The following is a 23,798-nucleotide window of genomic DNA, read 5'->3' as shown; positions in this document are numbered from 1 at the left end:
GGCTCCCAGCCGGGAGCGCCCGTCCGCGCCTCAACGGAGCGCCGCCGCATGCCTCTCGACATCGCCCACGAGCCCCCTGTTCAGCTGACCGTCCCGATCGAAGGCCGCGCGGCCGAAGTGCTGACGCCCGAGGCGCTCGGTTTCCTGGCGCAGCTGCACCACCGCTTCAACGGCCGGCGCCTTGAACTACTCGGCCGCCGCGAAGCGCGGCAAGCCCGCTTCGACGCGGGCGAAAGCCCCGACTTCCTACCCGAGACGGCCCACATCCGCGCGGGCGACTGGACGGTCGCGCCCATTCCCGCCGACCTGCTCGACCGTCGCGTGGAGATCACCGGACCGGTCGACCGCAAGATGATCATCAACGCCCTGAACTGCGGGGCGAGGGTGTTCATGGCGGACTTCGAGGACGCCTCCTCGCCGACTTTCGCCAACATGATCGAAGGCCAGATCAACCTGAAGGACCGCTGGGCCGGGGCCCTGGACTTCATCGATCCCGCCAGCGGCAAGCGCTATGCGCTGAAAGACCAGGTCGCGACCCTGGTCGTTCGCCCTCGCGGCTGGCACCTGCCTGAGGCGCACGCCCTCGTGGACGGACGGGAGATGAGCGGCGCCCTCTTCGACTTCGGGCTCTACGTCTTTCACAACGCCAGGGCGGCGCTCGCCGCCGGCTCTGGCCCCTACTTCTACCTGCCCAAGATGGAAAGCCATCTGGAGGCGCGGCTCTGGAACGAGGTCTTCCTGTTCGCCCAGGAGGCCCTCGGCATCCCGGCGGGGACCATCAAGGCCACCGTGCTGATCGAGACCCTGCCCGCCGCTTTCGAGATGGACGAAATCCTTTTCGAGCTGCGCGAGCACATGGCGGGCCTGAACTGTGGCCGCTGGGACTACATCTTCTCCTTCATCAAGCGCCTGCGCCTTCATCCGGACGCCTTGACCCCTGACCGCAGCGTCATGACCATGGGCCAGGCCTTTCTGCGCGCCTACTCCCTGAAGCTGATCCAGACCTGCCACCGCCGCGGCGCCTTCGCCATGGGCGGCATGGCGGCCCAGATCCCGGTAAAGGGCGATCCCGCCGCCAACGAGGCGGCCTTCGCCAAGGTCCGCGCCGACAAGCAGCGGGAGGCTTCCGACGGCCACGACGGCACCTGGGTTGCGCACCCGGACCTCGTGCCGATCGCCATGGAGGTGTTCGACCGCCTGATGCCCACCCCCAACCAGCTTCACGTCCAGCGCGAAGACGTCGAAGTCAGCCGCGAGGACATGCTCGAGGTTCACAAGGGTCCGCGCACCGAAGCGGGCCTGCGCGAAAACATTCGGGTCGGCGTGCAGTACATCGAAGCGTGGCTTCGCGGGCGAGGCGCCGTGCCGCTCTACAACCTAATGGAAGACGCCGCGACGGCCGAGATCAGCCGGGCCCAGGTCTGGCAGTGGATCCGCCACGCCGCCACCCTGGATGACGGTCGCCCTGTCACCGAGGCGCTGCTGCGGGCGGTGCTAAGCGACGAGATGGACAACCTGCGCCAGACGCTTGGGCCTGACGCCTACGAGACGGGCCGCTTCGCCGACGCGGTCCGCATCTTCACCGATCTGTCCCTCTCCGACCGGTTCGAGGAATTCCTCACCCTGCCGGCCTATCGGGTGCTCTAGGGGAGCGGCCCCTCTCCACCAGAATGGAGAGGGGCCGCCCTTGTCACTTGCGGGTCCAGCCGCCGCCGGCCGGCTTGTAGTACTCGCCGGGACGCAAGCGGCTTTCCACCACCTGCTTGAAGGCCGAAGCGCCCGCCGCTTCCGCCGTCACGCCGTTCTTGGCGGCGGCTTCGCGGTAGAGCTGCGCGCGCCCGGCGTTGATCTCGGCCACGGCCGAGCGGACCGCCGGGTCGGCGGCGCCGGTGACGAAGCCCAGGAAGCCGTCCGCCTGCTCGCCGACGACGCCGGCGGCCTTGGCCGAGTCCACCGCCGCCTTGGCGGAGGCCGACTGCGCAACGGCGGCGACCGGCAGGACGAGGGCGGCCATGACGGCTGCGCTCACGCCCAGGATGTTTCGCGTGTGCATGTTCATGCCTCTTAGAAGAGGTTCGGGTTCTGCTGGATCAAGGCCTTGACGTCCTCGTCCAGTTGCAGCCGGACGTTGGCGTCCAGCTTGGCGTAGATGGTGATCGGCCGCACGTCCACGCGGACAGTCGGCGTGCAGGCGGCGGCGCCGAACAGGGCGAGCGCGCCCATGGCCAGCGATCGAGGGGGTGCGATCATGCGGTCATCTCCTTGGCGGCTCCTTCTATCGCGCTCTATCGCTGAACCGGGGCTGAATTGCGCAGCCGCTGATACTCGGCGAAGTCGGCCAGCAACTGGTCGAGGTTGAGGGTGGTGTCCAGGGTCAGGTTCACCCCTGTGCCCGAGGGCAGCGGCAGCTCCTTGTTCATGAACCGCCGGGTGATCAGGTCCAGGATCGTCAGGCGGATCTGCTGGCGCTGCGGCGGGTCGTGCCGGCCGATCACATGGAACAGCACCCCCACCCGCCCTTCAGGCAGGCTGTTGATGGTGGCGTCCAGGGTGTCGAACGCCAGGTTCTCCATGGCCTGGTAGGCGAAGTCGGTGAAGGTGTCGGCGCCCGGCGCGACTTCCTCCGCCGCGCCCGTGACGGGGCTCTCAATCACCGCGCCTGCGCCCGGCGTGCTGACCCCCGTCAGCGCCTCGCGCTGGATCGACAGGCGGCCGGGCTGGATCGCCCTCAGCTGGCCATCCCGAACCCGCACGTCCCCGTTCAGCACCTCGAAGGGGATGCGGCCGCTCACCTTGGCGTCGAGCTCCACGCGGTCTCCGAACGGCGAGGCCTCCACCAGATCGTGCAACTGCACGCCCTCGACGCTCAGCACGCCGCTCATCGGCGCGCCCGGCGTGAAGGGCACCCGCAGCGCTTCCAGCTTGATCGTGCCGCCGCCGACTTCGGCTTCGCCGCCCGACACCGTCAGCGCCTCGCCCTCGATGCCGAACGTCGCCGTCACCCCGGTGAGCGGCACGATGGCGGTGAGACGCTCGGCCTTCAGAACCTGCCCCGGCGCCGCCACCAGCGGCGTCAGGCTGGTGAACACCACCTCGCCCGACAAGCCCTCCAGCCGCCCGGCTGGGCTGGTGAAGCTCAGGCCGGGAATGCTCAGCGTGCCCGAGCTGGTTTCCGCCGCCGGTGACCAGGCGAGCGCTCCGGTGAACCGCGCCTGCCCTTCCACGGGCGAGCCCACCGCCGCCGCCATGGGCGAGAGCTGCTCAGGCTGCAGCCCGCCCTGCGCGAAGGTCAGCAGGCCCGTGTCGATCTGCACGCCGCCGCTTTCGGTGCGGCCTTCGTTGCGCAGCACGGCGGTCGCCACCCGGGTCTGGCCCGAGTGCAAGGCGAGGTCGGCGTTCCAGACGTCGTCCGTGGCGCGCGCCACCCCGGTCAGGCGCAGCGGGTGGAAACGGGTTTGCGGGGCCGCGTCGATCACCCGCGCCCCGGCGATGTCGATCTGCGCCCGGAAGCGCTCGCCCTTGCCGGACATATCCATGCGGCCTGCGCCGTCCTCCGCCCGCGCCAGCAGGAAGGGCGCAGATCCGGACGCGCCCTCGACCCGCCCCGCGATGCGCCAGCCGCCGTCCCTGAGGCTGAGCAGCGGCGCACCGGACGGGCAGAGCCGCGCGGCCAGGTTCTCCACGTCGTTCTCGCCGAGCTCCAGCCGCGGCGCCCGCACGGCGGCGCAGCGTTCGCCCCTGAACTCGATTCCGCTTTCGGCGATCCGCAAGGCGCCGGCGGCGTCGAAGTCGCCGTCCACCACCGGGCCGATCGACAGCTTGGCCTGAATGCGGCCGCTTGCCCGCGCCTCCCCGTCCACGAACGCGAACCGCGCCACGTCCGCCTGAACCTCGGGCAGGCCGCCGCCTGCCGCAGTCAGCCGCCAGCCGCGACCCTGGCTCGCCAGCAGCACCGTCCCGCCACGCTGTGGGTTGAGCCGAAGGGGCTGCACGAAGCTCGCCGAAGCGGCCTTGCCGCTCAGGCCCAGCCGCACGCCGGGCGCCGAGAAGGCGAAGTTCGCCGCGGCTCGCTTCACCGCCGCCATGTCGTCGCTGTCGGTGGCCACAGGCGCGCCCAGCCCCGCATAAGCGCCGCGGCCCTGCGCGCTGGCCAGGATGTCGGCCCGGGCGCCTTGCGGCCCAAAGCCCGCCTCCCCCTGCACCGCCACGCCGACGGCGCGCAGGTTGAGGTCGGCGATGCCTAGGTTCGCCAACTGGCCCGTGCCGCGCACCTGCGCCGACACCGCATCCCCGCCCTTGCGGGTCCAGCGCAGGTTCTCGGCGGTGAGCGCCGCGCGCAGGGCGCCCGCCTTGGCCTGGGCGAACGCGCCAGAGCCGGCCTGCAGGTCGGCCGCCGCGCGTCCGGTGACCTGCAGATCGCTGATCCACCCCGCGGACTGTCCGTTGAAGCCGGCGTTCAGGCGCGCCTCGCCCAAGCGCTGGTCGCCGATCACCAGCTCGCGGCCGTTGAGCTGCGCCTGCACCTTCAGCACGCCATCCCCGCGATGTCTTTTCAGGTCGGGATAGGGCGCATCGGCGGTGATCCGCAGCCGCGCGCCGCGCGTCCGGGTCGCTCCAGCCTCGGCCTCGGGCATGGCCGCATCCACGGTCGCCAGCACCCGATCCCCGCGCGTCCGAGCCGTGACGACGCTCGGCCCCAGCGTCGCCTTGAAGCCCTGCCCGCTAAGCTGCGTGGGCGCCAGGCTGGCGTCGAGGCTGACCAGCTTCTCCTGCTCCACCCGGGCGTCCGCCGTCAGCCGCACGGCGCCGTAGTCGGTGGCGAGCAAAAGCTGCCCGTCGTCGATGATGATGCGCGGCTTGGCGCCGCCCGGCTTGGGCGGCCGGCGACGGAACTCCTCGATCAGCGGATCGAGCGAGCCCACGGACAGCTTGCCATCGTGCACCCGCGCGCGCACCACCGGCCGGCGCAGGGTCACCGAAGTCACCTCCAAGCCGAAGCCGCGCAGGCCATAGGTTACTTCCGCCTGCTCGGCCGTGAAGTCGGGATTGCGCGGGTCTCCGACGCGCAGACGGCCGATGAAGCTCTTGAAGCCGAAATCCTTCACCTCGGCTTCGGACGCAATGCCCTTGGACCGGAGCCAGCCGGTCAGCGCCTCGCGGGCGATGATGCGCCGCGCGGCGTAGAGGGCCAGGACCGCTACAGCCAGCACCACGCCCGTGATCACCAGGATCAGGCGCAATGTCAGGCGGCGGGCGTGCGGCTTTGCTTCGGCTTCGCTCAAGGCTCGGAACGGCGTCGTTTCGCTTCAGGTCAAGCTGAATAGCGCAAACCGGGCCGGATGGTGGCGCCTTAGCCTGCGATCGCGCCGAACGGCAGGCTCGCCAAGGCGACGCCGCCGTCCACTGGCAGGGTCGCGCCCACCACGTAATCGCCCGCGCGAGAGGCGAGGTAGACCGCCGCCGCTGCCATGTCTTCGTCCCGACCGATGCGGCCGATCGGGATGTGCTTTGCGATGAAATCGGCGTTGTCGCGGGCGGCGCGGTTCATCTCGGACGCAAAGGCGCCTGGCGCAATCGCCGTGACCAGGATCCGGTCGCGCACCAGGCGCGCAGCCATCCGGCGGGTCAGGTAGATTAGAGCCGACTTGGAGGCGTGGTAGGAATAGGTCTCCAGCGGATTGAGAGCGATGCCGTCGATCGAGGCGATGTTGATCACCTTGGCTGGCCTGGCGTCACTGGCCGCCGCCTTCAGGGCGCCGTGCAGTTGCTGGGTCAGGAAGAACGGCGATTTCAGGTTCAGGTCCATGACCTTGTCCCAGCCGCTTTCCGGGAAGTCCTCGAAGCTGGCGCCCCACGCCGCGCCGGCGTTGTTCACCAGGATGTCCAGGCTCGCTTCACGCTGCGCGTAGGCCGCGACCAGCGCCTTTACGCCCTCGACCGTGGAGATGTCCTGCGGAAGCGCGATGCAGTTCGGGCCCAGCTCGGCCGCCGTCGCGTGGCACGCATCGGCCTTGCGGGAGGAGATGTAGACCTTGGCGCCCTGCTCGATGAACCCGGCCGCGATCATCTTGCCGATGCCTCGCGAGCCGCCGGTGACGAGGGCGGTCCGGCCCTTCAGCGAAAAAAGATCGAGCGCCATGGACGCATCCTCCGCCTTGTTCGTTGTCGCCTCTCGAGGCTCCGCCGCGCGCTTGCGCCGCTGTCGGCGAGGGCCTACACCTCAGCCCTATAACAGCTGTTTGAATTTCCAAGACCGCCATTCTCAACGAGCGCTTTTCCGCTCGCACATTTCCGAGGGAGCCCGATGACCGACATCAACTCGGTGACCACCCTGACGCGCGAAGGCGACATCGCCGTCGTCACCCTGAATTCCCCGCCGGTGAACGCCCTTTCAGCCAACGTCCGCGAGGGCCTGACCGAAGCGTTCAACCAGGCGATCGCTTCTGACGCCGCCGCCATCGTGCTGATCTGCGACGGCCGCACCTTTATCGCCGGCGCCGACATCAGCGAGTTCGGCAAGGCCATGACCGGCCCCATGCTGCCGGAGGTCATCGAGACCATCGAGAACTCGACCAAGCCCGTGGTCGCCGCGATCCACGGCACCGCGCTGGGCGGCGGGCTGGAGGTCGCGCTGGGCTGCAACTACCGCGTGGCCGTCCCGTCGGCGAAGCTCGGCCTGCCCGAAGTGAACCTCGGCCTGCTGCCGGGCGCCGGCGGCACCCAACGCCTGCCGCGCGTCGTGGGCGTCGAAAAGGCGCTGGAGATGATCACCTCCGGCAAGCCGGTCGGCGCCAAGCAGGCCGCCGAGATGGGCCTCGTCGACGAAGTGGTGGCGGAAGGTCAGCTCCGTGAGCAGGCGGTCGCCTTCGCCCGCAAGGTCGTCGCCGAAGGCCGGCCTTTGAAGAAGGTCCGCGAGAACGACGAGAAGCTCGCTCCGGCGCGTGGCCATCCCGAAGCGTTCGAAGCCTTCCGCAAGGCCAACGCCCGCAAGTTCCGCGGCTTCCTGGCTCCCGAGTACTGCATCCGCGCCGTCGAGGCGGCGGTGAACCAGCCGTTCGAGCAAGGCATCCAGACCGAACGTCAGCTCTTCATGGAGCTGATGATGAGCCCGCAGTCGGCGGCGCAGCGCTATTACTTCTTCGCCGAGCGCGCCGCCGCGAAGATCCCGGACGTGCCGGAAGACACCGCCACCCGCCCGATCAAGAAGGTCGGCGTCCTGGGCGCTGGCACCATGGGCGGCGGCATCGCCATGAACTTCGCCAACGCCGGAATTCCGGTGACCATCGTGGAGGTGAAGCAGGAAGCCCTGGACCGCGGCCTCGGCGTTATCCGCAAGAACTACGAGCGGACCGCCTCGCGCGGCGGGCTCACCGCCGAACAGGTCGAGCAGCGCATGAGCCTGCTGACCGGCTCTCTGGACATGAACGACTTCGCCGACGTCGACCTCGTTATCGAGGCGGTGTTCGAGCGGATGGACATCAAGAAGGATGTGTTCGGCAAGCTGGACGCGATCTGCAAGCCGGGCGCGATCCTGGCCACCAACACCTCCTACCTGAACGTCGACGACATCGCGGCCATGACCAGCCGGCCGCAGGACGTTCTGGGCCTGCACTTCTTCTCGCCGGCCAACGTCATGCGCCTGCTGGAGATCGTCCGCGGCGAGAAGACGTCCAAGGACGTGATCGCCACGGCCATGAAGCTCGGCAAACAGATCAACAAGGTCGCGGTCCTGGTGGGCGTCGCCCACGGCTTTGTCGGCAACCGCATGCTGGCCCGGCGGCAGGAACAGGCGCAGGGATTGATCCTGGAAGGCGCCATGCCCTGGGACGTGGACAAGGTCCTTTACGACTTCGGGATGCCCATGGGTCCCTTCGCCATGGGGGACCTGGCAGGCCTCGACCTCGGGTGGGTGAAGGAAGAAAGCCGCGGCGAGACCATCCGCGACGTGCTCTGCGAGATGGACCGTCGAGGCCAGAAGACCGGCGCCGGCTTCTATGACTACGACGAGAACCGCAATCCCCGGCCATCACCCGTCACCGAGCAGATCATTCGCGACTTCATGGCCAAGAAGGGCGTCGAACCGCGCCAGATCACGGACGACGAGATCCTCGATCGGAACATCCTGCCGATGATCAACGAGGGCGCGAAGATCCTCGAAGAAGGCAAGGCGATCCGGGCCAGCGACATCGACGTGGTCTGGGTCAACGGCTACGGCTGGCCCGTCTACCGCGGGGGGCCGATGTTCTATGCCGACCAGCTCGGGCTTGCGAACGTGGTCGCCAAGCTGAAGGAATATGAAGCGCGCTACGGCGCCGCCTTCAAACCTGCGGCCCTTCTGGAGAAGCTCGCGGCCGAAGGCCGCCGCTTCGCCGACCTCGACAAGGCCTCCTGAACTCAACCCAATTCGAAAACAGGAAGAGAAACGCCATGCGTGAAGCGGTCATCGTCGCCGCCGCCCGAAGCCCGATCGGCAAGGCCTATCGCGGCGCCTTCAACAACACCTATGGGGCGACGCTTGCCGCCCACCCGATCCGCGAGATCGTCGACCGTGCCGGGGTTGATCCGGGCGAGATCGACGACGTGGTCATGGGCTGCGCCCTGCAACAAGGCACCACCGGCCAGAACATCGCTCGCCAGGCCGCTCTACGCGCCGGCCTGCCGACCACGGTGTCGGGCATGACCATCGATCGTCAGTGCTCGTCCGGGCTGATGGCCATCGCCACCGCCGCCAAGCAGATCATCCATGACGGCGCTCCCATCGCCATCGGCGGCGGCGTGGAGTCGATCTCGCTCGTCCAGACCGAGCGGCTGAACCTCTACATGAGCGGCGATCCGTGGTTGCGCGAGCACCAGCCGGGCCTGCAGTGCTCGATGATCGAGACCGCCGAGATCGTCGCCGAGCGATACGGCGTCAGCCGTGAAGCCCAGGACGAGTACGCCCTGCAGTCCCAGCAGCGCACCGCCCAGGCGCAGATGGAAGGCCGCTTCGACCAGGAGATCGTGCCCTTCACCACCGTGATGAAGGCCTTCGACAAGATGACCGGCGAGACCTCCGAAAAGGAGATCACCCTCGACCGTGACGAAGGCAATCGACCCCAGACCACCCTGGAAGACCTCGCTCGCCTGAAGCCCGTCTTCAGCGGCGGCAACTTTGTGCAGGAAGGCAAGTTCATCACCGCCGGCAACGCTTCGCAGCTGTCCGACGGGGCGGCCGCCGTGCTGCTGATGGAGCGCGCCGAAGCCGAACGTCGAGGCCTCACGCCGCTCGGCGCCTATCGCGCCATGGCCGTGGCTGGCTGCGGGCCGGAGGAGATGGGCATCGGTCCGGTGTTCGCCATCCCCAAGCTGCTCGAGCGCACGAGCCTGAAGATCGAGGACATCGACATCTGGGAGCTGAACGAGGCCTTCGCGAGCCAGGTTCTGTACTGCCGCGACAAGCTCGGCATCCCGAACGACAAGCTGAACGTCTCGGGCGGCTCGATCTCCATCGGGCACCCCTATGGGATGACCGGCGCCCGCTGCACCACGCACCTGCTCTATGAGGGCAAGCGCCGCGGGGCCAAGTACGGCGTCGTCACCATGTGCGTCGGCGGCGGCATGGGCGCAGCCGGCCTGTTCGAGATCTTCTGATCACGACGGCAGGTGCCTCAAAGCTTCGAGATTTTCGGAGCTTAGCTGCAATCACGATTGCGAAGGGCCGCTCACCTGAGCGGCCCTTCTGCGTTGTGGATTCAGGAACCGGGTGACCCGGCCGCCGTTGACCAGTTCAGAAACATTCTCTATCGATCTTCCAATTCCGATTGTGAAGGTCTATGTTGAGAACCGTTCGCAAGAAGGTTTCGGTCATGTCGACCCGTCTGCAGATCCTCGCTCTGGCCTTGATCGGCTTCATCGCCGTGGTGCTCGCCACCTTTACCGCTACAGGCGATATTCGTCCGGCCCTGGCCGTCGGCTTGTTCGCCGCCATCCTGACGCGCATCGTTGTCGCGCTTCGCGGGCTGGTTCCGGCTCGACAGCCCGTGCGGGCGCACCGCCACTACCGCGGTTACGGCGGGCGGCCGGTGGCCTAGAGACCCGAAGGCCAGGTCTCATCCGCGCTGGCGTCGTGCTCTTCGCTCCTCGTCGCCAGCGGCGTCACAGCGCGCGTTTCGTCGAACCAGACCCAGGCGTCGAACTGCTCCGACAGCCGGCACTCCACATAGTGGCTCCACCGCTCTGTTTCGGGTCGGTAGATCACGCCGATCATCCGCTCCAGCTGCGGCTCGACTAGCGCCTGTCGTGCGGCCTCGTGCACGCCGGGTCGCAGGTCGAGCAGAAACCGCTCCGCGCCGCTGTCGTGGCTCAGCCGCTCGAAACTGCCGGCCATCGAAGGCCGTACCTTCTTGATCTGGGTGGGCTCGTCCCAGTCGTCCGCGCAGGCGACCGTCCCGGTGTGGGTGCCGAAGCCGATCAGCCGCGCCTGTTCGCCCCACTTTTCGCGACAAAGCTGGCCGATGTTCAGCTCCTCTCGCACCGTCCCCATCTCCGTCGCCCGGGCATCGCCGATGTGGGAGTTGTGCGCCCAGACCACCGCCCGAGCCTTCGGGCCCTTCGTCTCGAGCAGCGACTCCAGGGTCTCGAACATGTGACGGTCGCGCAGATTCCAGCTCTCCGCTCCACCCAGGTACATGGCTCGGTAGTAGGCCTCCGCATCCCGAACCAGCCGCGCGCTCTGGGCGGCGTCGAGCAGCGCTTCGCCGTCGCGGCCCGACATCTGCTTCTCCAGCATCTCGCGCAGCATGGCGTTCACCGCCCGCTCGCAGCGCGAATAGCCGCCGGACAGGGCCCGCCGGCCGTACCGCGCGGGGTTCTCAGCCCAGGGCTCCAGGCATCCGTAGCGTTCGCGCGCCACCTGCGCCGCTTCCGGATCCTCCTGCTCCAGATACCGGATCACCGTGCGCATTGAGGCGGCCAGGTTGTAGAGGTCGAGGCCGTAGACGCCGGCCTGCTCGCTGTCCTCCAGATCCCGGTTGTGCTCTCGCAGCCAGCTCAGGAAGGCGTCGAACTCCTCGTTGCGCCACATCCAGGTGGGGAACCTGGTGAACGCCTCGTCGGCGCCTACGGGGCTGGGGCGGCGCCTCACATGAGCGTCGAAGACCCGCGCGTCCGGCCAGTCGGCCTCCAGCGCGACAACCGAAAAGCCGTGCTGCTCGATCAGTCGACGCGTGATCGCCGCCCGGGCCCGGTAGAACTCGCTCGTGCCGTGGCTCGCCTCTCCGAGCAGAACCACGCGCGCATCTGCGAAGCGGTCGAACATTCGCCCGAACGCCGCATCGTCGATCTCCGGCAAGGGCTCGGCGGCCGCGCCGATCAGGGCGGAGAGGTCGGCGGAGGCGGCGCGTCCGCCATCGGGTTGCAGCATCTCGGACATGATCGCTTGGCAACCTCGCCCATCGCAGGGCAGTTCCGGTTTGCACCAAACGCGAGGGCCCATGCCGCTGAAGATCGAGAAGCTGGACACCGTCTACGAAGGCTACTCCACGCTCTACAAGGCCACCGTCCGCGGGCCCGACGGCGAGACCTTCCAACGTGAGATCGAGGACCATGGGCAGGCCGTGGCCGTTCTGCCCTACGATCCCGACCGGCGGACCGCCCTGCTGGTGCGCCTGCCCCGCCTGCCCGTGATCTGGGCCGGGGGTCCGAACCAGTTGCTCGAAGCGCCCGCCGGCATGCTGGACGGCGACGAGCCCCACGAAGAGGCCGCCCGCCGCGAGGCTTTGGAGGAGGTCGGCGCTCAGCTTGGCGAGATGGAGCAGATCGGTGCGGCCTTTCCCTCGGCCGGCGTCTCCAGCGAGAAGGTCACCCTGTTCCTCGCGCCCTACGCCCAGAGCGACCGGGTCGAGCAGGGCGGCGGCGTGGAGGGCGAGCAGGAGAACATCACCGTGATCGAGATGCCCCTGGCCGAACTCTGGCGGCAGGTTCAGGTCCAGGAGATCCAGGACATGAAGACTCTGCTGCTGGCCCATGCCCTGCGGGCCCGCCGGCCCGAGCTGTTCGAGGCTTGAGCGGCATGGACTACTCCGGGCGCGGCGAGCCGCTGGTCCACGGCCTGCTGGACACCGACTTCTACAAGCTCGCCATGCTGCAGCTGATATGGCTGAAGCACTGTGACGTGCCGGTGACCTTCTCCCTGGTGAACCGCACCCGCCGCGTCCGCATCGCCGATGAAGTGGATCTGAGCGCCCTGCGCCAGGGTCTGGACGCCGTGCAGGCGCTACGCCTCACGGCCGAGGAGCGCCGCTACCTGGAGACCGCCGAGTTCTACGGCCGCGCCGGTCGCTTCGCGCCGGAGTTCCTCGACTGGCTGGAGGCGCTGCGCCTGCCGCCCTACAATCTCTCCGTCGCCGACGGGCAGCTGGAGCTGCAGTTCCGCGGCTCCTGGGCCGAGGTCACTCTGTGGGAGATCCCGGCGCTCACCTGCGTCACCGCCCGTCGCGCCCACGCGGCTGTGGGCGCCATGAGCGAGCGCGAGCGCGACACCCTCTATGCCTGCGCAATCGGCCGGGTGGAGGAGAAGGCGGCGCGGCTGTCGGCGCTCGACGGCCTGGCGCTCACCGACTTCGGCACCCGCCGCCGCCACAGCTTCGCCTGGCAAAAACTGGTGGTGCAGACCTTCAAGGACCGGCTCGGCTCCGCCTTCCGCGGCACCAGCAATGTGCGATTGGCCATGGAGCTCGGCCTGCCCGCCGTCGGCACCAACGGCCACGAGATGCCCATGGTCCTTGCCGCCCTGGCGGACAGGGATGAAGCCTTGCTGCGCTCGCCCTATCAAGTGCTGGAGGAGTGGCGCGAGCTCTACGACGGCGGCCTGCTGGTGGTCCTGCCGGACACCTTCGGCTCCGCCGCCTTCTTCCGCGACGCGCCGGACTGGGTGGCCGACTGGAAGGGCGTTCGGCCCGACAGCGCTCCGCCCCTAGAAGCCGGCGAGGCCCTGATCGACTGGTGGCGCGCCAAAGGCCGCGATCCGCTGGACCGCACCCTGATCTTCTCCGACGCGCTGGACATCGGCGACATCGAACAGCTGCACGCCCATTTCCGCGGCCGCGCCGGCGTGAGCTTCGGCTGGGGCACCAAGCTCACCAATGACCTGGAAGGCTGCGCCGAAGCGCCTGGCCTTCATCCCATTTCGCTGGTGTGCAAGGTCACCGAGGCCGGCGGCCGCCCAGCGGTCAAGCTGTCGGACAATCCTGCCAAGGCCACGGGCGATCCCGACGAGATCGCCCGCTACATCCGGGTCTTCGGCCGGCCCGAGCACATGGCTCGCCAGCCGGAGGTCTAGGCCGGCGCCGGCTGGGCTCGCTGGGGCCGGCGCAGGAACGGCACGTCGCGCGACAGGTAGGTCAGACTGCGCCAGGCCCACTCCAGCGGGCCAAAGTGGAACCGGCGGAACCACAGGTGTGCGATGGCGATCTGCACTGCGAAGGCCGCAACGCCCAGCCCCAGCGACGCGATCTGCGGCAGCGTCCGGTACATGCCGAGCCCGAAGCCGTAGTAGACCGGCACGAACAACAGCGACTGACCGACATAGAGGCTCAGCGTCATCCGCCCGACCGGCGCCAGCAGGCGCGTGACCAGCGGGACCCAAACGCACAGCTCCAGGAACGCCAGCATCTCGGCGAACATCAGCGACAGGTTGATCCAGCTGTCCACGGCAAAGCCCATGTAGGTCGCCCCCTGGCCGGCCGTGAACAGCGCCAGCAGCGCGCCGCGCTCCTCCCGCAGGACCAGGTAGACCGCCAGCGCCGCCAGAAAGCCGAGACGCCGCGACAGGGCGAACCGCTCCTGATCGGCGAAGAAGCCGCTGCGCCCAAGCACCAGGCCCGTAAGGAACAGGCCGATGATCTGCGCCACTCGGCCGGTTTCCAGCGTGTAGAGGTACTTCACCGCCGCCCCGTCCGTCAGGTTCAGGCGCGCCACCTCGAGCAGGTTGCGGCTGGTCGCCAGGATCGGCAGCGAGGGATCGTTGGTGAAAGCCGGCGGCTTGTCGTAGCCAGCCAGCGCCATGGCCACCAGCTGCGGCTGCAGGAAGCAGACGGCGGCGATCGCGATCAGGACCGCGTTGTTCCGGATCCGGTCGAAGGGGATCAGCAGAAGCCCCAGCGGAGCCAGCACCGTCAGCACATCGCCGCGATAGACCGCGGTGTGCAGCAGCCCCAGCCCGAACAGCAGCGTCAGCCGCCACACGAACCGGCGCCGGAAATCGACGCCCCGCTGCGACGCCCGATCCATGATGATGAAGAAGCTGAGGCCGAAGCAGAGGGCGAAGAGGGCGAAAGCCTTGCCCCCGAACACCGCCAGCACCAGGTGCAGAACGTCGCCGCCCTGCGCATCGAGCCAGTAGAGCTCGAACTGCTCCACCATGTGGACGATGAAGAGCCCAAAGAGCGCGAACGCGCGCAAGGCGTCCACCAGCTCAAGTCGCTGTTGCCGTTCCAAAGCGTTTTCCCTCAACCCTGTTCGGAAACTAGTGCGAAACAGGCGGCGCTGTCTAATTCCGGAGCAAATCCAATGAGCGACCCGCGGTCTTTCTACGTCGGCTGGCTGGTGGATCCGGACCAGCGCGACGCGCTCCTCCAGCGCTTCGCGCCCCGCTACCCCGAGGTGGTCGCCCACCACGTCACCCTTAAGTTCGGGGACCGCAAGGCGCGCGAGCCCACCGAGACAACCGGCGAGATCATGGGCGAGGCGGACGATGGCCGAGGCGTGCAGGCGCTTGTGGTGCGGATCGGCGGGACGACGGAGCGGCCGGACGGCTCGACCTATCACATCACCTGGTCCCTGGCGGCCGGGCGGCGGGCCAAGGAAAGCAACGACGTGATCCGCGAAGGCGGCTGGCGTCCCTTCGCCGAGCCTGTCCCCGTGTCGCTGATCCCCAAGCGGTTCGGGACTTAGCAGCAGAGCTTGCCGTTGAGTGCTAAGCCCTTGCTTATTAAGGAACTATTCTGCGAATCGCGCATAGTTTGAGGTGCGCGGCGCCGCTTGCGCCCGCGCCTGGATGAACGGTCGCGAGGTTGCACATGTTGGCGTCGCCTGAGTTCCGGAAGCAGATGGAAGGCTACAGCCTCACCACGGCGGAAATCCTCTACCGCATGCCCGATCACCCGGCCCTGCTGCAGAGCTACATCTGGCAGGACTACGACGTGGCGCCGGAATTCCCCGTCCTGAAGAAGTTCCTCGATTTCTGGGAGCGCACGCTGGACGGCCCCTTGTTCAAGGTGACCGTGGCCTGCCGCAAGCTGATCCGTCCTGCCGAACTCAAGGCTGTCAGCGGCGAGTTCCGGCTCCACTAGGCGCCGCCGCCCGTCCGTAGTCTGATCCGGCCGACTCGCGAGGGGACGCCGAAACAGCGATGCACGCCACACGCCGACGGGGCGGCCGCGCCTTGGGCCTGCTCGCCGCGCTTGCACTCCTCTCCGCCTGCCAGGGCAAGGACCAGCGCCCGGCGTGCCCCGCCGGCCAGGCCTGCCTCGAGTACGGAAACGACGCCGAACCCTCGACCCTCGACCCGCACCTGGCCACCAGCACGCAGGAGCTGCGGCTGATCGGCGACCTCTTCATGGGCCTGACTACGGAAGATGCCCAGGGCCGGCCCATGCCCGGCATGGCCGAGCGCTGGGAGACCAGTCCCGATGGCCTGACCTGGACCTTCCACCTGCGCCCGGCGCGGTGGTCGGACGGACAGCCGGTGACCGCCGAGGACTTCGTCTTCGCCCTTCGGCGCGTGCTCGACCCCAAGACCGGCTCGCCCAGCGCCTTCCTGGCCCAGGTGATCCGCAACGGCCGCGCCATCAGCGAGGGCGAGCTTGCACCCGCGGCGCTTGGCGCCCGGGCGCTGGGTCCGCAGACCCTGGAGCTGACGCTGGAGCACCCCGCGCCCTACCTGCCCCAGCTCGCCAGTCACGCCAGCTTCTATCCCGTGCCCCGGCACGTGGTCGCCCGCTTCGGGGACGGCTGGATCCAGCCCGGCCGGCTCGTGGGCAACGGTCCCTTCCGGCTGCAGGCCTGGCGGCTGGGCGACAAGGTCACCGCGGTGAAGAACCCGCTGTTCTTCGACGCCGCAAACGTGTGCCTGGACCGGATCAACTACTACCCCACCGTCGACCTGGTGAGCGCAGAGCGGCGGGTGATGTCTGGAGAGTTGGACCTCAACACCAACTTCCAGTCCAACCGCATCGAGCGGCTGAAGCGGGAGATGCCGGGGTTTGTCCGCACCCACGTCTCCCTGGCCACCACCTACATCGCCTTTAACCAGGACGGCCTGCCCGCCCTGAAGGACATTCGCGTGCGGCGCGCCCTGTCGATGGTCGTGGATCGCGAGTTCATCACGGCCAAGCTGCTGCGGGCCGGTCAGGCGCCGGCCTACAGCTTCGTCCCCACCGTCACCGCGAACTATGTGCCGGGCGTGCATTCCGGCTGGGCGGGACAGTCGTATGCCGCCCGCCAGGCCCAAGCCCGCCAACTGCTGACCCAGGCCGGCTACGGCCCTGATCGGCCGCTGCGTATCGAGATCAAGGGGTCGAACAATCCCGAGATGGGCCTGATGCTGGAGGCGGTGCAGGCCGACTGGCAGGCCATCGGCGTCCAGGCCCGCATCGCCCAGGCCGAGCATGCGGTCACCCTCGCCGCCTATCGCAATCGCGATTTCCAGGTCGGCGTCGCCAACTGGTACGCCGACTTCAACGATCCCGTCAGCTTCCTGGGCATCCTTAGGTCCGACACGGGCACGCAGAACTACACCGGCTACCGCAACCCCGCCTTCGACCGCCTCCTTGAGGCCGCCGACGCCGAGGCCGATCTTGGCCGGCGCGCACGCCTGCTCGGACAGGCCGAACAGCTGATGCTGGATGAGGAAGCGATGATCCCGGTCTTCTTCATCGTGAACCGCGGCCTGGTCAGCCCCAAGGTGACCGGCTGGGTCGACAACGCCGAGAACTTCCACCGCGCACGGTGGGTCTGCCTGAAACGCTAAGCGCGCCGGGCGCTGAACGCCCGGCGCACGTCTCTTAGCGGTAGACGTAGCGGCAGTTCTTCTTGGCTTTCTTCTTCGCGATCTGGTGGCCGGCCACAGCGCCGACGCCGGCGCCCAGCACCGTGCCTTCGGTCTTCACGCCCTTGGACGCCACCGCGTTGCCGAGCAGGCCGCCGGCCACGGCGCCGATTACGGTGCCGGTGTTGCCGGATTTGCGGGTGTTCTCGCAAACCAGCACCCGGCGGGATTGGGCTTCGGCGGCGATAGGCGCCGCAGCCACCGCAAACGCCGAGCAAGCCAGGGCCGCCGAGGCGATCATCTTGTTGCGCAAGTCACAAACTCCTTCTGCAGCCGACACGCAGGCTCCTAAACCCTTGACCATGCTAGAGGTTGCGGCAGGGCTTCGGATGCGCCCTCGCCGACCAGCGTTCGCCCCCGGTGGGAACTCAACTTGCCTCTGCTGGCTTTTTTGAGGCGCCGGCGACAAATCGACACGCCCCCTCGAACATCCCCCAGCCGGCGCTTGGAGAGAGAAACATGTCCATTCTTGCCTGGATCGTACTGGGCCTGATCGCTGGCTTCATCGCCAGCAAGCTCGTGAACCGCAGCGGCGGCAACCTCGTGCTCGACCTCGTCCTCGGCGTCGTCGGCGCCTTTGTCGGCGGCTTCCTGTTCACCGAGTTCGGCGCGCGCGGCGTCGACGGCCTGAACCTCTACAGCATCCTGGTCGCCACCATCGGCGCCGTCGTGGTGCTGTTCATCTACCACGCCCTGGCCCGTCGCCGGACGCTCTAACGTCTTGCCACCGCCCGGACGGCGAAAACCCCGCTCGGCTCGAGCGGGGTTTTTGTTTTGAGAGGCTCCGGAACGGCGCGCCGCCCTCGCCTGTTGGCCCCGCGAACAGGGAGAGTTCCCATGACAGATGACATCCGCCGCACCGAAAATCGCGCCGGACCGACCAGCGCCAGCGGCGACGGCGCCGCCTTGAAGACCGGCTATGGCCCAGGCGGCCTGGGGGCCGGCGGCGACCGCGCCCACCACGGGCAAGGCGACACGCCACCCAACAACTGGGACGCGCCGGGCGTCACGCCGGACGGCCACCGCACCGGCTCGTCCTTCGACGGTCCTCGCGTCGCCCATGACGGCGAAGGCGAGGACAACCCGGAACGCTGGGCCTCCAGCGAGAAAGAGGAGCCGAACGATGGCTGACGACGACTTCCCCCAACCGCCGTTCGAGGGTCAGGACCAGACCCAGCCGCCGGGCCTGACGCGCGAGATGGACCCGCGGCCGGACCACGGCGAAGAAAGCTACAAGGGCTCGGGACGCCTCGAGGGCAAGAAGACGATCATCACAGGCGCGGACTCTGGCATCGGCCGAGCAGTGGCGATCGCCTACGCCCGTGAAGGCGCCGACGTCCTGATCAGCTACCTCAACGAACACGAAGACGCCGAGGAAACCCGTCGTCTGGTGGAGGAGGCTGGCCGCAAGGCGGTCGTGGTGGCCGGCGACATCTCCGACGCAGCCCACTGCCGCGCGATCATCGACAAGGCCGTCCAGGAATTCGGCCGCATCGACGTGCTGGTGAACAACGCCGCCCACCAGATGACCTTCGAGTCCATCGACGAGATCCCGGATGAGGAGTGGGACTACACCTTCCGCACCAACATCCACGCCATGTTCTACCTGACCAAGGCCGCGGTCCCGCACATGCAGCCCGGCTCGGCCATCGTGAACACCACCTCCGTCAACGCCGACACGCCCTCGCCCCAACTCCTCGCCTACGCGACGACCAAGGGCGCGATCCAGAACTTCACCGCCGGCCTCGCCCAGCTGCTGGCCGAAAAGGGCATCCGCGCAAACTGTGTGGCGCCGGGCCCGATCTGGACCCCGCTGATCCCCTCGACGATGCCGGAGGAGAAGGTGAAGGACTTCGGCAAGCAGGTCCCGATGCAGCGTCCTGGCCAGCCCAAGGAGCTGGCCCCCGTCTACGTCATGCTGGCGTCGGACGAGGCGAGTTATGTGTCCGGCGCGACGGTCGCGGTCACCGGCGGCAAGCCGATCCTCTAGTCCAGGGGATGACGCGCCACTCCGTCATCAAGCACGCGCGGGGTGACGGAGGCTGCGCGAGCGCGAGCGAGGAACACCCCATGAAGCTCTGCCGTTTCCATGTCGAGCTTTGTCAGAGGGACCATGACCGCACGCCTGCTTTTTCGGCGCCGTCGCACAAGGATTGCGCAGGGCTGCGGCTCAGCAGCGGCCAGCGACCATCCAGGGCGGCGCGCGCCTGTCCGGCCAGCGGCATTTCACGTTGGCTAGGCTCATGTACTCCCACGCGTCGTCCGACCTGTTCCGCACGCCGGGCGCCTTCGATGAGATGAGCGGCTTCGGGAACGAGGCGCGCACGCCCTATCGCGAAGTCCGCCGCTGGTTGGAGGAGACGCCTCAGGACCTCCTGCAGACCCGTGGCGCCCAAGCCGAGCACCTGTTCCGCCGCACCGGCATCACCTTCAGCGTCTATGGCCAGGCCGAGGGCGCGGAGCGGCTGATCCCCTTCGACATCGTGCCGCGCGTCCTCACCCGCTCAGAGTGGACGCGTCTGGAGCGCGGGCTCGTTCAGCGGGTGCAGGCGCTGAACGCCTTCCTGGCCGACGTCTATGGACCGCGCGAGATCCTGCGCGCCGGGGTGGTGCCGGAAGACCTCGTCCTGCTGAACCCGCAGTACCAGTTGGCAGTGGTCGGCCATGCCCCCACCAAGGGCGTCTTCACCCACATCGCTGGCATCGACCTGGTGCGCACCGGCGGCGACGACTTCTACGTTCTGGAAGACAACGCCCGCACGCCCTCCGGCGTCTCCTACATGCTGGAGAACCGGGAGATGATGATGCGGCTCTTCCCCGAGCTGCTCGGCAGGGCCCGGGTCGCCCCGGTGGAGACCTATCCGGACCTGCTGCTTCAGACCCTGCGCTCGGTGGCGCCGGAGGGTCGGGAAGAGGATCCGGGGATCGTGGTCCTCACGCCCGGCCACTACAACTCGGCCTTCTTCGAGCACAGCTTCCTCGCCGATAAGATGGGCGTCGAGCTCGTCGAGGGCGTCGACCTCTTCGTGCGCGACGACATCGTCTACATGCGCACCACCGAAGGCCCGCGTCGGGTGGATGTGATCTACCGCCGGGTGGACGACGCCTTCATCGATCCGCTGGCGTTCCGGCCGGATTCGACCCTGGGCGTGCCAGGCCTGATGAGCGCCTACCTCGCCGGCAACGTGGCGCTCTGCAATGCGGTGGGCACGGGCGTCGCCGACGACAAGGCCATCTACAGCTACATGCCCGAGATCGTCCGGTTCTACACGGGCGAGGAGCCGATCCTGAAGAACGTGCCGACCTGGCGCTGCCGCGAGCCCGATGCCCTGCGCGAGGTGCTGGGCAGGCTGGACCAGCTGGTCGTCAAGGAAGTCGACGGTTCGGGCGGCTACGGCATGCTGGTCGGGCCGCACGCCAGCCGCGGGCAGATCGAGGCTTTCCGCCACAAGCTGCTGGCCACCCCCGAGAAGTTCATCGCCCAGCCGACGCTCGCCCTTTCCACTTGCCCGACCCTTTGCGACGGCCGCATCGAGCCCCGCCACGTGGACCTGCGCCCCTTTGTGCTCACGGGCGCCGACGGCGTTCGGGTTGTGCCGGGCGGCCTGACGCGCGTGGCGCTCACGCCCGGCTCGCTGGTGGTCAATTCCAGCCAGGGGGGCGGCACCAAGGACACCTGGGTGTCGGACGACTGACCTTGCTTTCCCGTACTGCTGCAAACCTCTACTGGACCGGTCGCTACATCGAGCGCGCGGACTTCACCGCCCGCCTGCTGGACGCGACCCTGCGCCTGTCCAGCCTGCCCGCCGATTACGGCGGCGACCCTCAGGCCTGGTCGGCGGCCCTGGCGGCCGCCGGCGTCGCCCAGGCCTTCGCCGACGCCTATGGCGAGGTGAGCGACGACGCCGCCGTCCATTTCATGAGCCTGGACCCAGCTAACCCGTCTTCCATGCGCAACTGCCTTGAGCGGGCCCGCAGCAATGCGCGCGCCGTGCGGACCGGCCTGACCGTTGAAGCCTGGGAAACGCTGAACGACAGCTGGTTGCAGGTCGAGCGCTTTGGGGTCGGCACGCCGTCACCTAGCCGCGCTTCCGAACTGATCGAGACCGTCCGCCGGGCCGTGCTGGCCTTCGACGGCGCAGCCCAGCGCACCATGCTGCGCGGCGACGCCTTCTGGTTCCTGCGCCTGGGCGCGGCGATCGAGCGGGCCGACAACACCGCCCGTCTGCTGGATGTGAAGTACCACGTGCTGCTGCCTCGGACCGAGCCGGTGGGAGGCAGCCTCGACTACTTCCAGTGGGCGACCATTCTGCGCACCGTCTCGGCCCTGACGGCCTATCGTTGGGTCTACAAGGACGCGGTGAAGCCCTGGCTCGTAGCCGACCTGCTGATCTTCAACACCGAGATGCCCCGCTCCCTGGCGGCCTGCTACGAGGAGATCTCCGGCCTGTTGGACAGCCTGGCGCAGGACAGCGGCCGCCGCGGGCGGGCCCACCGTCTAGCCTCAGCCACCCTTCTCGCGCTGGGCGACACCGATATCGACACCGTGTTCGCCTCCGGCCTTCACGAGTTCATCACCGGCTTCCTGGGCGACAACAACGAGTTGGGAGCCGCCGTGGCCGAGCAGTTCCTGTTCTGATGCGCATCAAGGTCAGCCACGCCACGACCTACAGCTACACCGCCCCGGCCGACGGGGTGGTCCAGGCGCTGCGCCTCACGCCAGGCGACCACGAAGGCCAGCACGTGGTGCGCTGGCGCCTGGACGCCGACGTCGACGGCCGGATGCGCGACAGCCGCGACGCCTTCGGCAACCTCCTGACCATGTTCTACGTCGACCAGCCCGTGCGCGAACTCACCCTTCGCGTGACCGGAGAGGTGAAGACGGAAGACACCGCAGGCGTGGTGCGCGGGGCGGTCGAGCCCTTGCCGCCCAACGTGTTCCTTCGAACCACGCCGCTGACGACCCCCAACAGGGCTTTGCTGGAGTTCGCCCGCACCATTCCGGACGGAGCGCCCCTGGCCCGCTTGCACGAGCTCATGGGACGGCTTCACGCACGCCTGGTGTTCGACACCACCGCCACCGTGGTCGCCACGGGCGCCGCGGACGCCTTCGACCAGGGCCGCGGCGTCTGCCAGGACTACGCGCACATCTTCATCGCCGCCGCCCGCTGCATTGGCCTGCCGGCCCGCTACGTCTCCGGCCACCTGGTGCGCGCCGACAGCTCGGATCAGGAAGCGGCCCACGCCTGGGCCGAAGCTTTCGTGCCGGACCTTGGATGGGTCGCATTTGACGCGGCCAACGGCGTGTGCGCGGACGCGTTCTACCTTCGCGTCGCCGTGGGACTCGATTACCTAGATGCTGCGCCGCTTCGTGGGGCGCGCCGCGGCGGGGGCGAGGAGCGGCTAAGCGTGACGGTCCGCGCTCACCAGGCGGGCGTCCAGCGGCAGGAATAAGGGGGATCGGTCGTGACCTACTGCGTTGGACTGCTCGTGAAGGACGGCCTTGTGATGTTGGCCGACACGCGCACCAACGCGGGCGTCGACAACATCTCCACCTATCGCAAGCTCCAGATCTTCGGGAACGACGGCGAGCGGCTGGTGGCGGTCGCCACCGCGGGCAGCCTGTCGACCACCCAGGCGGCCCTGGAGCAGGCGGCCCACGGCTTCCTTGCGCCGGACACCGGCGAGATGGAGTCGATCCACACCGCGCCCACCATCCACCGCGCCGCCTGGCTGATCGGCCAGGCCGTGCGCCAGGCCCGCACCGCCATGGAAGGCCTGACCCAGGGCTCGGACATCAACTTCGACGCCACCCTTCTGGTGGGCGGCAGCATCGGCGGCGAGCCGACCCGCCTGTTCCTGGTCTATGGCGCCGGGAATTTCATCGAGTGCGGCCCTGACACCCCCTATCTGCAGATCGGCGAGACCAAGTACGGCAAGCCGATCCTCGACCGCGCGCTGACCTTCGACACCGATGTCTACGAGGCGGTGAAGATCGGCCTGATCTCCTTCTCCTCGACCATGCGCTCGAACCTCGCCGTCGGCCTGCCCATCGACCTGCTGATCGCCCGCAGCGGACAGGCGACAGCCGAGCTCGTCCACCGCATCGACGAGACCGACCCGTACTACCACGATCTCAACGAGCGCTGGTCCACGGCCCTGCGCGCCGCCCAAGCCTCCATTCCGCAGCCGCCGTACCGCGCCGGCGCCATCTAGGCGCCTCAAAGCCAAGGTGTTAGCTGCGCCCATGCTTCGCCAAAGCGCTCTTCTCGTCTTAGCTGTCCTGAGCTCTTCGCTGAGCGCCTGCGCTCATCGCGTGGAGCCGCAGATCAGCCAGGCCGTGCTCGACGCCCGCGCCGGACGCGACGTCGCTGGCGACGCCTGCGGGAGCCAACCGGCTAAGCCGGCTCCGATCTCCGTTCAGTTTCCTTTCGGCGAGACCGAGCTCAGCCCCGCGGGCCAGCGCGCCGCCGACGGCGCCCTGGCTTGGCTGATTTGCCATCCGAACGGCCGGGCGGTGATCCGCGGCGCGGCGGACGGCCACGGCTCGGCCGCCGCCCAGACCGCCCTGGCCAACAGCCGCGCCCAAGCGGTGCAGACCTACCTCATCGGCAAGGGCGTGGAGGCGCGCCTCACCCTGGCGGCGCCCGACGCGCCGGACCCCCAGCGCGAGGTCTTGCTGATCGCGGCGGAAGGCCGCCGCTGGTAGCGG

24 protein-coding genes are annotated in these 23,798 nt (G+C 68.5%); 17 read left to right on the top strand and 7 right to left on the bottom strand.

Annotation, left to right across the window (positions count from 1 at the left end):
• The first annotated feature begins 48 nt into the window (after positions 1 to 48).
• The gene (gene aceB / locus DJ018_RS06485; protein WP_111514023.1) at positions 49 to 1,647 is read left to right on the top strand and encodes a malate synthase A; all 1,599 of its coding nucleotides are present in this window, start codon (positions 49 to 51) and stop codon (positions 1,645 to 1,647) included.
• Positions 1,648 to 1,690: 43 nt separating this feature from the next.
• Here aceB and DJ018_RS06480 read toward each other — a convergent pair whose 3' ends face one another.
• The 4 genes from DJ018_RS06480 to DJ018_RS06465 all read right to left on the bottom strand — a co-directional run bounded on the left by DJ018_RS06480 (position 1,691) and on the right by DJ018_RS06465 (position 6,139).
• On the bottom strand, positions 1,691 to 2,059 hold the full coding sequence (locus DJ018_RS06480) for a YdbL family probable chaperone protein (RefSeq protein WP_420849491.1): 369 nt from the start codon (positions 2,057 to 2,059) through the stop codon (positions 1,691 to 1,693).
• Between the two features lie 5 nt (positions 2,060 to 2,064).
• The gene (locus DJ018_RS06475) at positions 2,065 to 2,250 is read right to left on the bottom strand and encodes a YnbE family lipoprotein (protein ID WP_111514022.1); all 186 of its coding nucleotides are present in this window, start codon (positions 2,248 to 2,250) and stop codon (positions 2,065 to 2,067) included.
• A gap of 35 nt (positions 2,251 to 2,285) precedes the next feature.
• The gene (locus DJ018_RS06470) at positions 2,286 to 5,282 is read right to left on the bottom strand and encodes an intermembrane phospholipid transport protein YdbH family protein (RefSeq protein WP_111514021.1); all 2,997 of its coding nucleotides are present in this window, start codon (positions 5,280 to 5,282) and stop codon (positions 2,286 to 2,288) included.
• A 68-nt stretch (positions 5,283 to 5,350) separates the two neighbouring features.
• Positions 5,351 to 6,139: an SDR family oxidoreductase gene (locus DJ018_RS06465; protein ID WP_111514020.1), complete on the bottom strand. Its 789-nt coding sequence runs from the start codon at positions 6,137 to 6,139 to the stop codon at positions 5,351 to 5,353.
• A 165-nt stretch (positions 6,140 to 6,304) separates the two neighbouring features.
• Between DJ018_RS06465 and DJ018_RS06460 the strand changes: the two genes are divergently transcribed.
• The 3 genes from DJ018_RS06460 (at position 6,305) to DJ018_RS06450 (ending at position 10,070) form a co-directional block, all read left to right on the top strand.
• Positions 6,305 to 8,392 carry a 3-hydroxyacyl-CoA dehydrogenase NAD-binding domain-containing protein gene (locus tag DJ018_RS06460; RefSeq protein WP_111514019.1) on the top strand — a complete coding sequence of 696 codons (2,088 nt, stop codon included), beginning with the start codon at positions 6,305 to 6,307 and terminating at the stop codon, positions 8,390 to 8,392.
• Positions 8,393 to 8,427: 35 nt separating this feature from the next.
• Positions 8,428 to 9,630 (top strand): acetyl-CoA C-acyltransferase, encoded by a 1,203-nt coding sequence (locus tag DJ018_RS06455; RefSeq protein ID WP_111514018.1) that lies wholly within the window; start codon positions 8,428 to 8,430, stop codon positions 9,628 to 9,630.
• 215 nt (positions 9,631 to 9,845) lie between these two features.
• Positions 9,846 to 10,070 carry a hypothetical protein gene (locus DJ018_RS06450; RefSeq protein ID WP_133254228.1) on the top strand — a complete coding sequence of 75 codons (225 nt, stop codon included), beginning with the start codon at positions 9,846 to 9,848 and terminating at the stop codon, positions 10,068 to 10,070.
• Here DJ018_RS06450 and DJ018_RS06445 read toward each other — a convergent pair.
• Positions 10,067 to 11,410, bottom strand: coding sequence for an erythromycin esterase family protein (locus DJ018_RS06445; RefSeq protein WP_205853718.1), 1,344 nt, complete (start codon positions 11,408 to 11,410; stop codon positions 10,067 to 10,069). The genes DJ018_RS06450 and DJ018_RS06445 overlap by 4 nt on opposite strands.
• Before the next feature lie 61 nt (positions 11,411 to 11,471).
• Here DJ018_RS06445 and DJ018_RS06440 point away from each other — a divergent pair, with 61 nt between their 5' ends.
• Both DJ018_RS06440 and DJ018_RS06435 read left to right on the top strand, forming a co-directional pair.
• Entirely contained in the window at positions 11,472 to 12,044 is a 573-nt protein-coding gene (locus DJ018_RS06440; protein WP_111514016.1) for an NUDIX domain-containing protein, read from the top strand.
• Between the two features lie 5 nt (positions 12,045 to 12,049).
• Positions 12,050 to 13,318 carry a nicotinate phosphoribosyltransferase gene (locus DJ018_RS06435; RefSeq protein ID WP_111514015.1) on the top strand — a complete coding sequence of 423 codons (1,269 nt, stop codon included), beginning with the start codon at positions 12,050 to 12,052 and terminating at the stop codon, positions 13,316 to 13,318.
• Here DJ018_RS06435 and DJ018_RS06430 read toward each other — a convergent pair.
• Positions 13,315 to 14,475 carry a DUF418 domain-containing protein gene (locus DJ018_RS06430; RefSeq protein ID WP_205853717.1) on the bottom strand — a complete coding sequence of 387 codons (1,161 nt, stop codon included), beginning with the start codon at positions 14,473 to 14,475 and terminating at the stop codon, positions 13,315 to 13,317. The genes DJ018_RS06435 and DJ018_RS06430 overlap by 4 nt on opposite strands.
• Positions 14,476 to 14,547: 72 nt before the next feature.
• On the opposite strand from DJ018_RS06430, the gene DJ018_RS06425 reads away from it, so the two are divergent.
• The 3 genes from DJ018_RS06425 to DJ018_RS06415 all read left to right on the top strand — a co-directional run bounded on the left by DJ018_RS06425 (position 14,548) and on the right by DJ018_RS06415 (position 17,008).
• Positions 14,548 to 14,931, top strand: coding sequence for a hypothetical protein (locus DJ018_RS06425; RefSeq protein ID WP_111514014.1), 384 nt, complete (start codon positions 14,548 to 14,550; stop codon positions 14,929 to 14,931).
• Positions 14,932 to 15,056: 125 nt separating this feature from the next.
• Positions 15,057 to 15,329 (top strand): usg protein, encoded by a 273-nt coding sequence (locus DJ018_RS06420; protein WP_111514013.1) that lies wholly within the window; start codon positions 15,057 to 15,059, stop codon positions 15,327 to 15,329.
• A gap of 59 nt (positions 15,330 to 15,388) precedes the next feature.
• A complete protein-coding gene (locus DJ018_RS06415; RefSeq protein WP_111514012.1) occupies positions 15,389 to 17,008 on the top strand; it encodes a peptide ABC transporter substrate-binding protein in 1,620 nt (539 codons plus the stop codon).
• 34 nt (positions 17,009 to 17,042) lie between these two features.
• Here the strand turns inward: DJ018_RS06415 and DJ018_RS06410 are convergent, their stop codons facing one another.
• Complete coding sequence (locus DJ018_RS06410) at positions 17,043 to 17,339, bottom strand: glycine zipper 2TM domain-containing protein (protein WP_240609465.1); 297 nt, start codon at positions 17,337 to 17,339, stop codon at positions 17,043 to 17,045.
• A gap of 206 nt (positions 17,340 to 17,545) precedes the next feature.
• Here DJ018_RS06410 and DJ018_RS06405 point away from each other — a divergent pair, with 206 nt between their 5' ends.
• The 8 genes from DJ018_RS06405 (at position 17,546) to DJ018_RS06370 (ending at position 23,795) form a co-directional block, all read left to right on the top strand.
• The gene (locus DJ018_RS06405; protein WP_111514011.1) at positions 17,546 to 17,803 is read left to right on the top strand and encodes a GlsB/YeaQ/YmgE family stress response membrane protein; all 258 of its coding nucleotides are present in this window, start codon (positions 17,546 to 17,548) and stop codon (positions 17,801 to 17,803) included.
• A gap of 120 nt (positions 17,804 to 17,923) precedes the next feature.
• On the top strand, positions 17,924 to 18,217 hold the full coding sequence (locus DJ018_RS06400) for a hypothetical protein (protein WP_111514010.1): 294 nt from the start codon (positions 17,924 to 17,926) through the stop codon (positions 18,215 to 18,217).
• Positions 18,210 to 19,076, top strand: coding sequence for an SDR family oxidoreductase (locus DJ018_RS06395; RefSeq protein WP_111514009.1), 867 nt, complete (start codon positions 18,210 to 18,212; stop codon positions 19,074 to 19,076). Before DJ018_RS06400 ends, DJ018_RS06395 begins: the two co-directional genes overlap by 8 nt.
• A 253-nt stretch (positions 19,077 to 19,329) precedes the next feature.
• Positions 19,330 to 20,781 (top strand): circularly permuted type 2 ATP-grasp protein, encoded by a 1,452-nt coding sequence (locus tag DJ018_RS06390; protein ID WP_111514008.1) that lies wholly within the window; start codon positions 19,330 to 19,332, stop codon positions 20,779 to 20,781.
• A 2-nt stretch (positions 20,782 to 20,783) separates the two neighbouring features.
• Positions 20,784 to 21,725, top strand: a complete 942-nt coding sequence (locus tag DJ018_RS06385; RefSeq protein ID WP_111514007.1) for an alpha-E domain-containing protein — start codon at positions 20,784 to 20,786, stop codon at positions 21,723 to 21,725.
• Positions 21,725 to 22,540 carry a transglutaminase family protein gene (locus tag DJ018_RS06380; RefSeq protein WP_111514006.1) on the top strand — a complete coding sequence of 272 codons (816 nt, stop codon included), beginning with the start codon at positions 21,725 to 21,727 and terminating at the stop codon, positions 22,538 to 22,540. Before DJ018_RS06385 ends, DJ018_RS06380 begins: the two co-directional genes overlap by 1 nt.
• A gap of 12 nt (positions 22,541 to 22,552) precedes the next feature.
• Positions 22,553 to 23,302: a proteasome-type protease gene (locus tag DJ018_RS06375; RefSeq protein WP_111514005.1), complete on the top strand. Its 750-nt coding sequence runs from the start codon at positions 22,553 to 22,555 to the stop codon at positions 23,300 to 23,302.
• 31 nt (positions 23,303 to 23,333) lie between these two features.
• Positions 23,334 to 23,795, top strand: coding sequence for an OmpA family protein (locus tag DJ018_RS06370; RefSeq protein WP_111514004.1), 462 nt, complete (start codon positions 23,334 to 23,336; stop codon positions 23,793 to 23,795).
• Positions 23,796 to 23,798: the final 3 nt, after the last annotated feature.

It is taken from the genome of Phenylobacterium deserti (assembly GCF_003254705.1).
In the GTDB taxonomy this organism is placed as follows: Bacteria; Pseudomonadota; Alphaproteobacteria; order Caulobacterales; family Caulobacteraceae; genus Phenylobacterium; species Phenylobacterium deserti.
Note: the sequence above shows the minus strand (reverse complement) of the source record. Positions and strands in the feature narration are given on the sequence as shown.

Excerpts from the sequence above, each read along its gene's own strand:
- DJ018_RS06480 (WP_420849491.1), bottom strand. The coding sequence starts at position 2,059 with ATGAACATGCACACGCGAAACATCCTGGGCGTGAGCGCAGCCGTCATG.
- DJ018_RS06425 (WP_111514014.1), top strand. The coding sequence starts at position 14,548 with ATGAGCGACCCGCGGTCTTTCTACGTCGGCTGGCTGGTGGATCCGGAC.
- DJ018_RS06455 (WP_111514018.1), top strand. The coding sequence starts at position 8,428 with ATGCGTGAAGCGGTCATCGTCGCCGCCGCCCGAAGCCCGATCGGCAAG.
- DJ018_RS06445 (WP_205853718.1), bottom strand. The coding sequence starts at position 11,410 with ATGTCCGAGATGCTGCAACCCGATGGCGGACGCGCCGCCTCCGCCGAC.
- DJ018_RS06370 (WP_111514004.1), top strand. The coding sequence starts at position 23,334 with ATGCTTCGCCAAAGCGCTCTTCTCGTCTTAGCTGTCCTGAGCTCTTCG.
- DJ018_RS06380 (WP_111514006.1), top strand. The coding sequence starts at position 21,725 with ATGCGCATCAAGGTCAGCCACGCCACGACCTACAGCTACACCGCCCCG.
- DJ018_RS06420 (WP_111514013.1), top strand. The coding sequence starts at position 15,057 with ATGTTGGCGTCGCCTGAGTTCCGGAAGCAGATGGAAGGCTACAGCCTC.
- DJ018_RS06450 (WP_133254228.1), top strand. The coding sequence starts at position 9,846 with ATGTCGACCCGTCTGCAGATCCTCGCTCTGGCCTTGATCGGCTTCATC.
- DJ018_RS06440 (WP_111514016.1), top strand. The coding sequence starts at position 11,472 with ATGCCGCTGAAGATCGAGAAGCTGGACACCGTCTACGAAGGCTACTCC.
- DJ018_RS06435 (WP_111514015.1), top strand. The coding sequence starts at position 12,050 with ATGGACTACTCCGGGCGCGGCGAGCCGCTGGTCCACGGCCTGCTGGAC.
- DJ018_RS06395 (WP_111514009.1), top strand. The coding sequence starts at position 18,210 with ATGGCTGACGACGACTTCCCCCAACCGCCGTTCGAGGGTCAGGACCAG.
- DJ018_RS06475 (WP_111514022.1), bottom strand. The coding sequence starts at position 2,250 with ATGATCGCACCCCCTCGATCGCTGGCCATGGGCGCGCTCGCCCTGTTC.
- aceB (WP_111514023.1), top strand. The coding sequence starts at position 49 with ATGCCTCTCGACATCGCCCACGAGCCCCCTGTTCAGCTGACCGTCCCG.
- DJ018_RS06400 (WP_111514010.1), top strand. The coding sequence starts at position 17,924 with ATGACAGATGACATCCGCCGCACCGAAAATCGCGCCGGACCGACCAGC.
- DJ018_RS06405 (WP_111514011.1), top strand. The coding sequence starts at position 17,546 with ATGTCCATTCTTGCCTGGATCGTACTGGGCCTGATCGCTGGCTTCATC.
- DJ018_RS06390 (WP_111514008.1), top strand. The coding sequence starts at position 19,330 with ATGTACTCCCACGCGTCGTCCGACCTGTTCCGCACGCCGGGCGCCTTC.
- DJ018_RS06415 (WP_111514012.1), top strand. The coding sequence starts at position 15,389 with ATGCACGCCACACGCCGACGGGGCGGCCGCGCCTTGGGCCTGCTCGCC.
- DJ018_RS06460 (WP_111514019.1), top strand. The coding sequence starts at position 6,305 with ATGACCGACATCAACTCGGTGACCACCCTGACGCGCGAAGGCGACATC.
- DJ018_RS06465 (WP_111514020.1), bottom strand. The coding sequence starts at position 6,139 with ATGGCGCTCGATCTTTTTTCGCTGAAGGGCCGGACCGCCCTCGTCACC.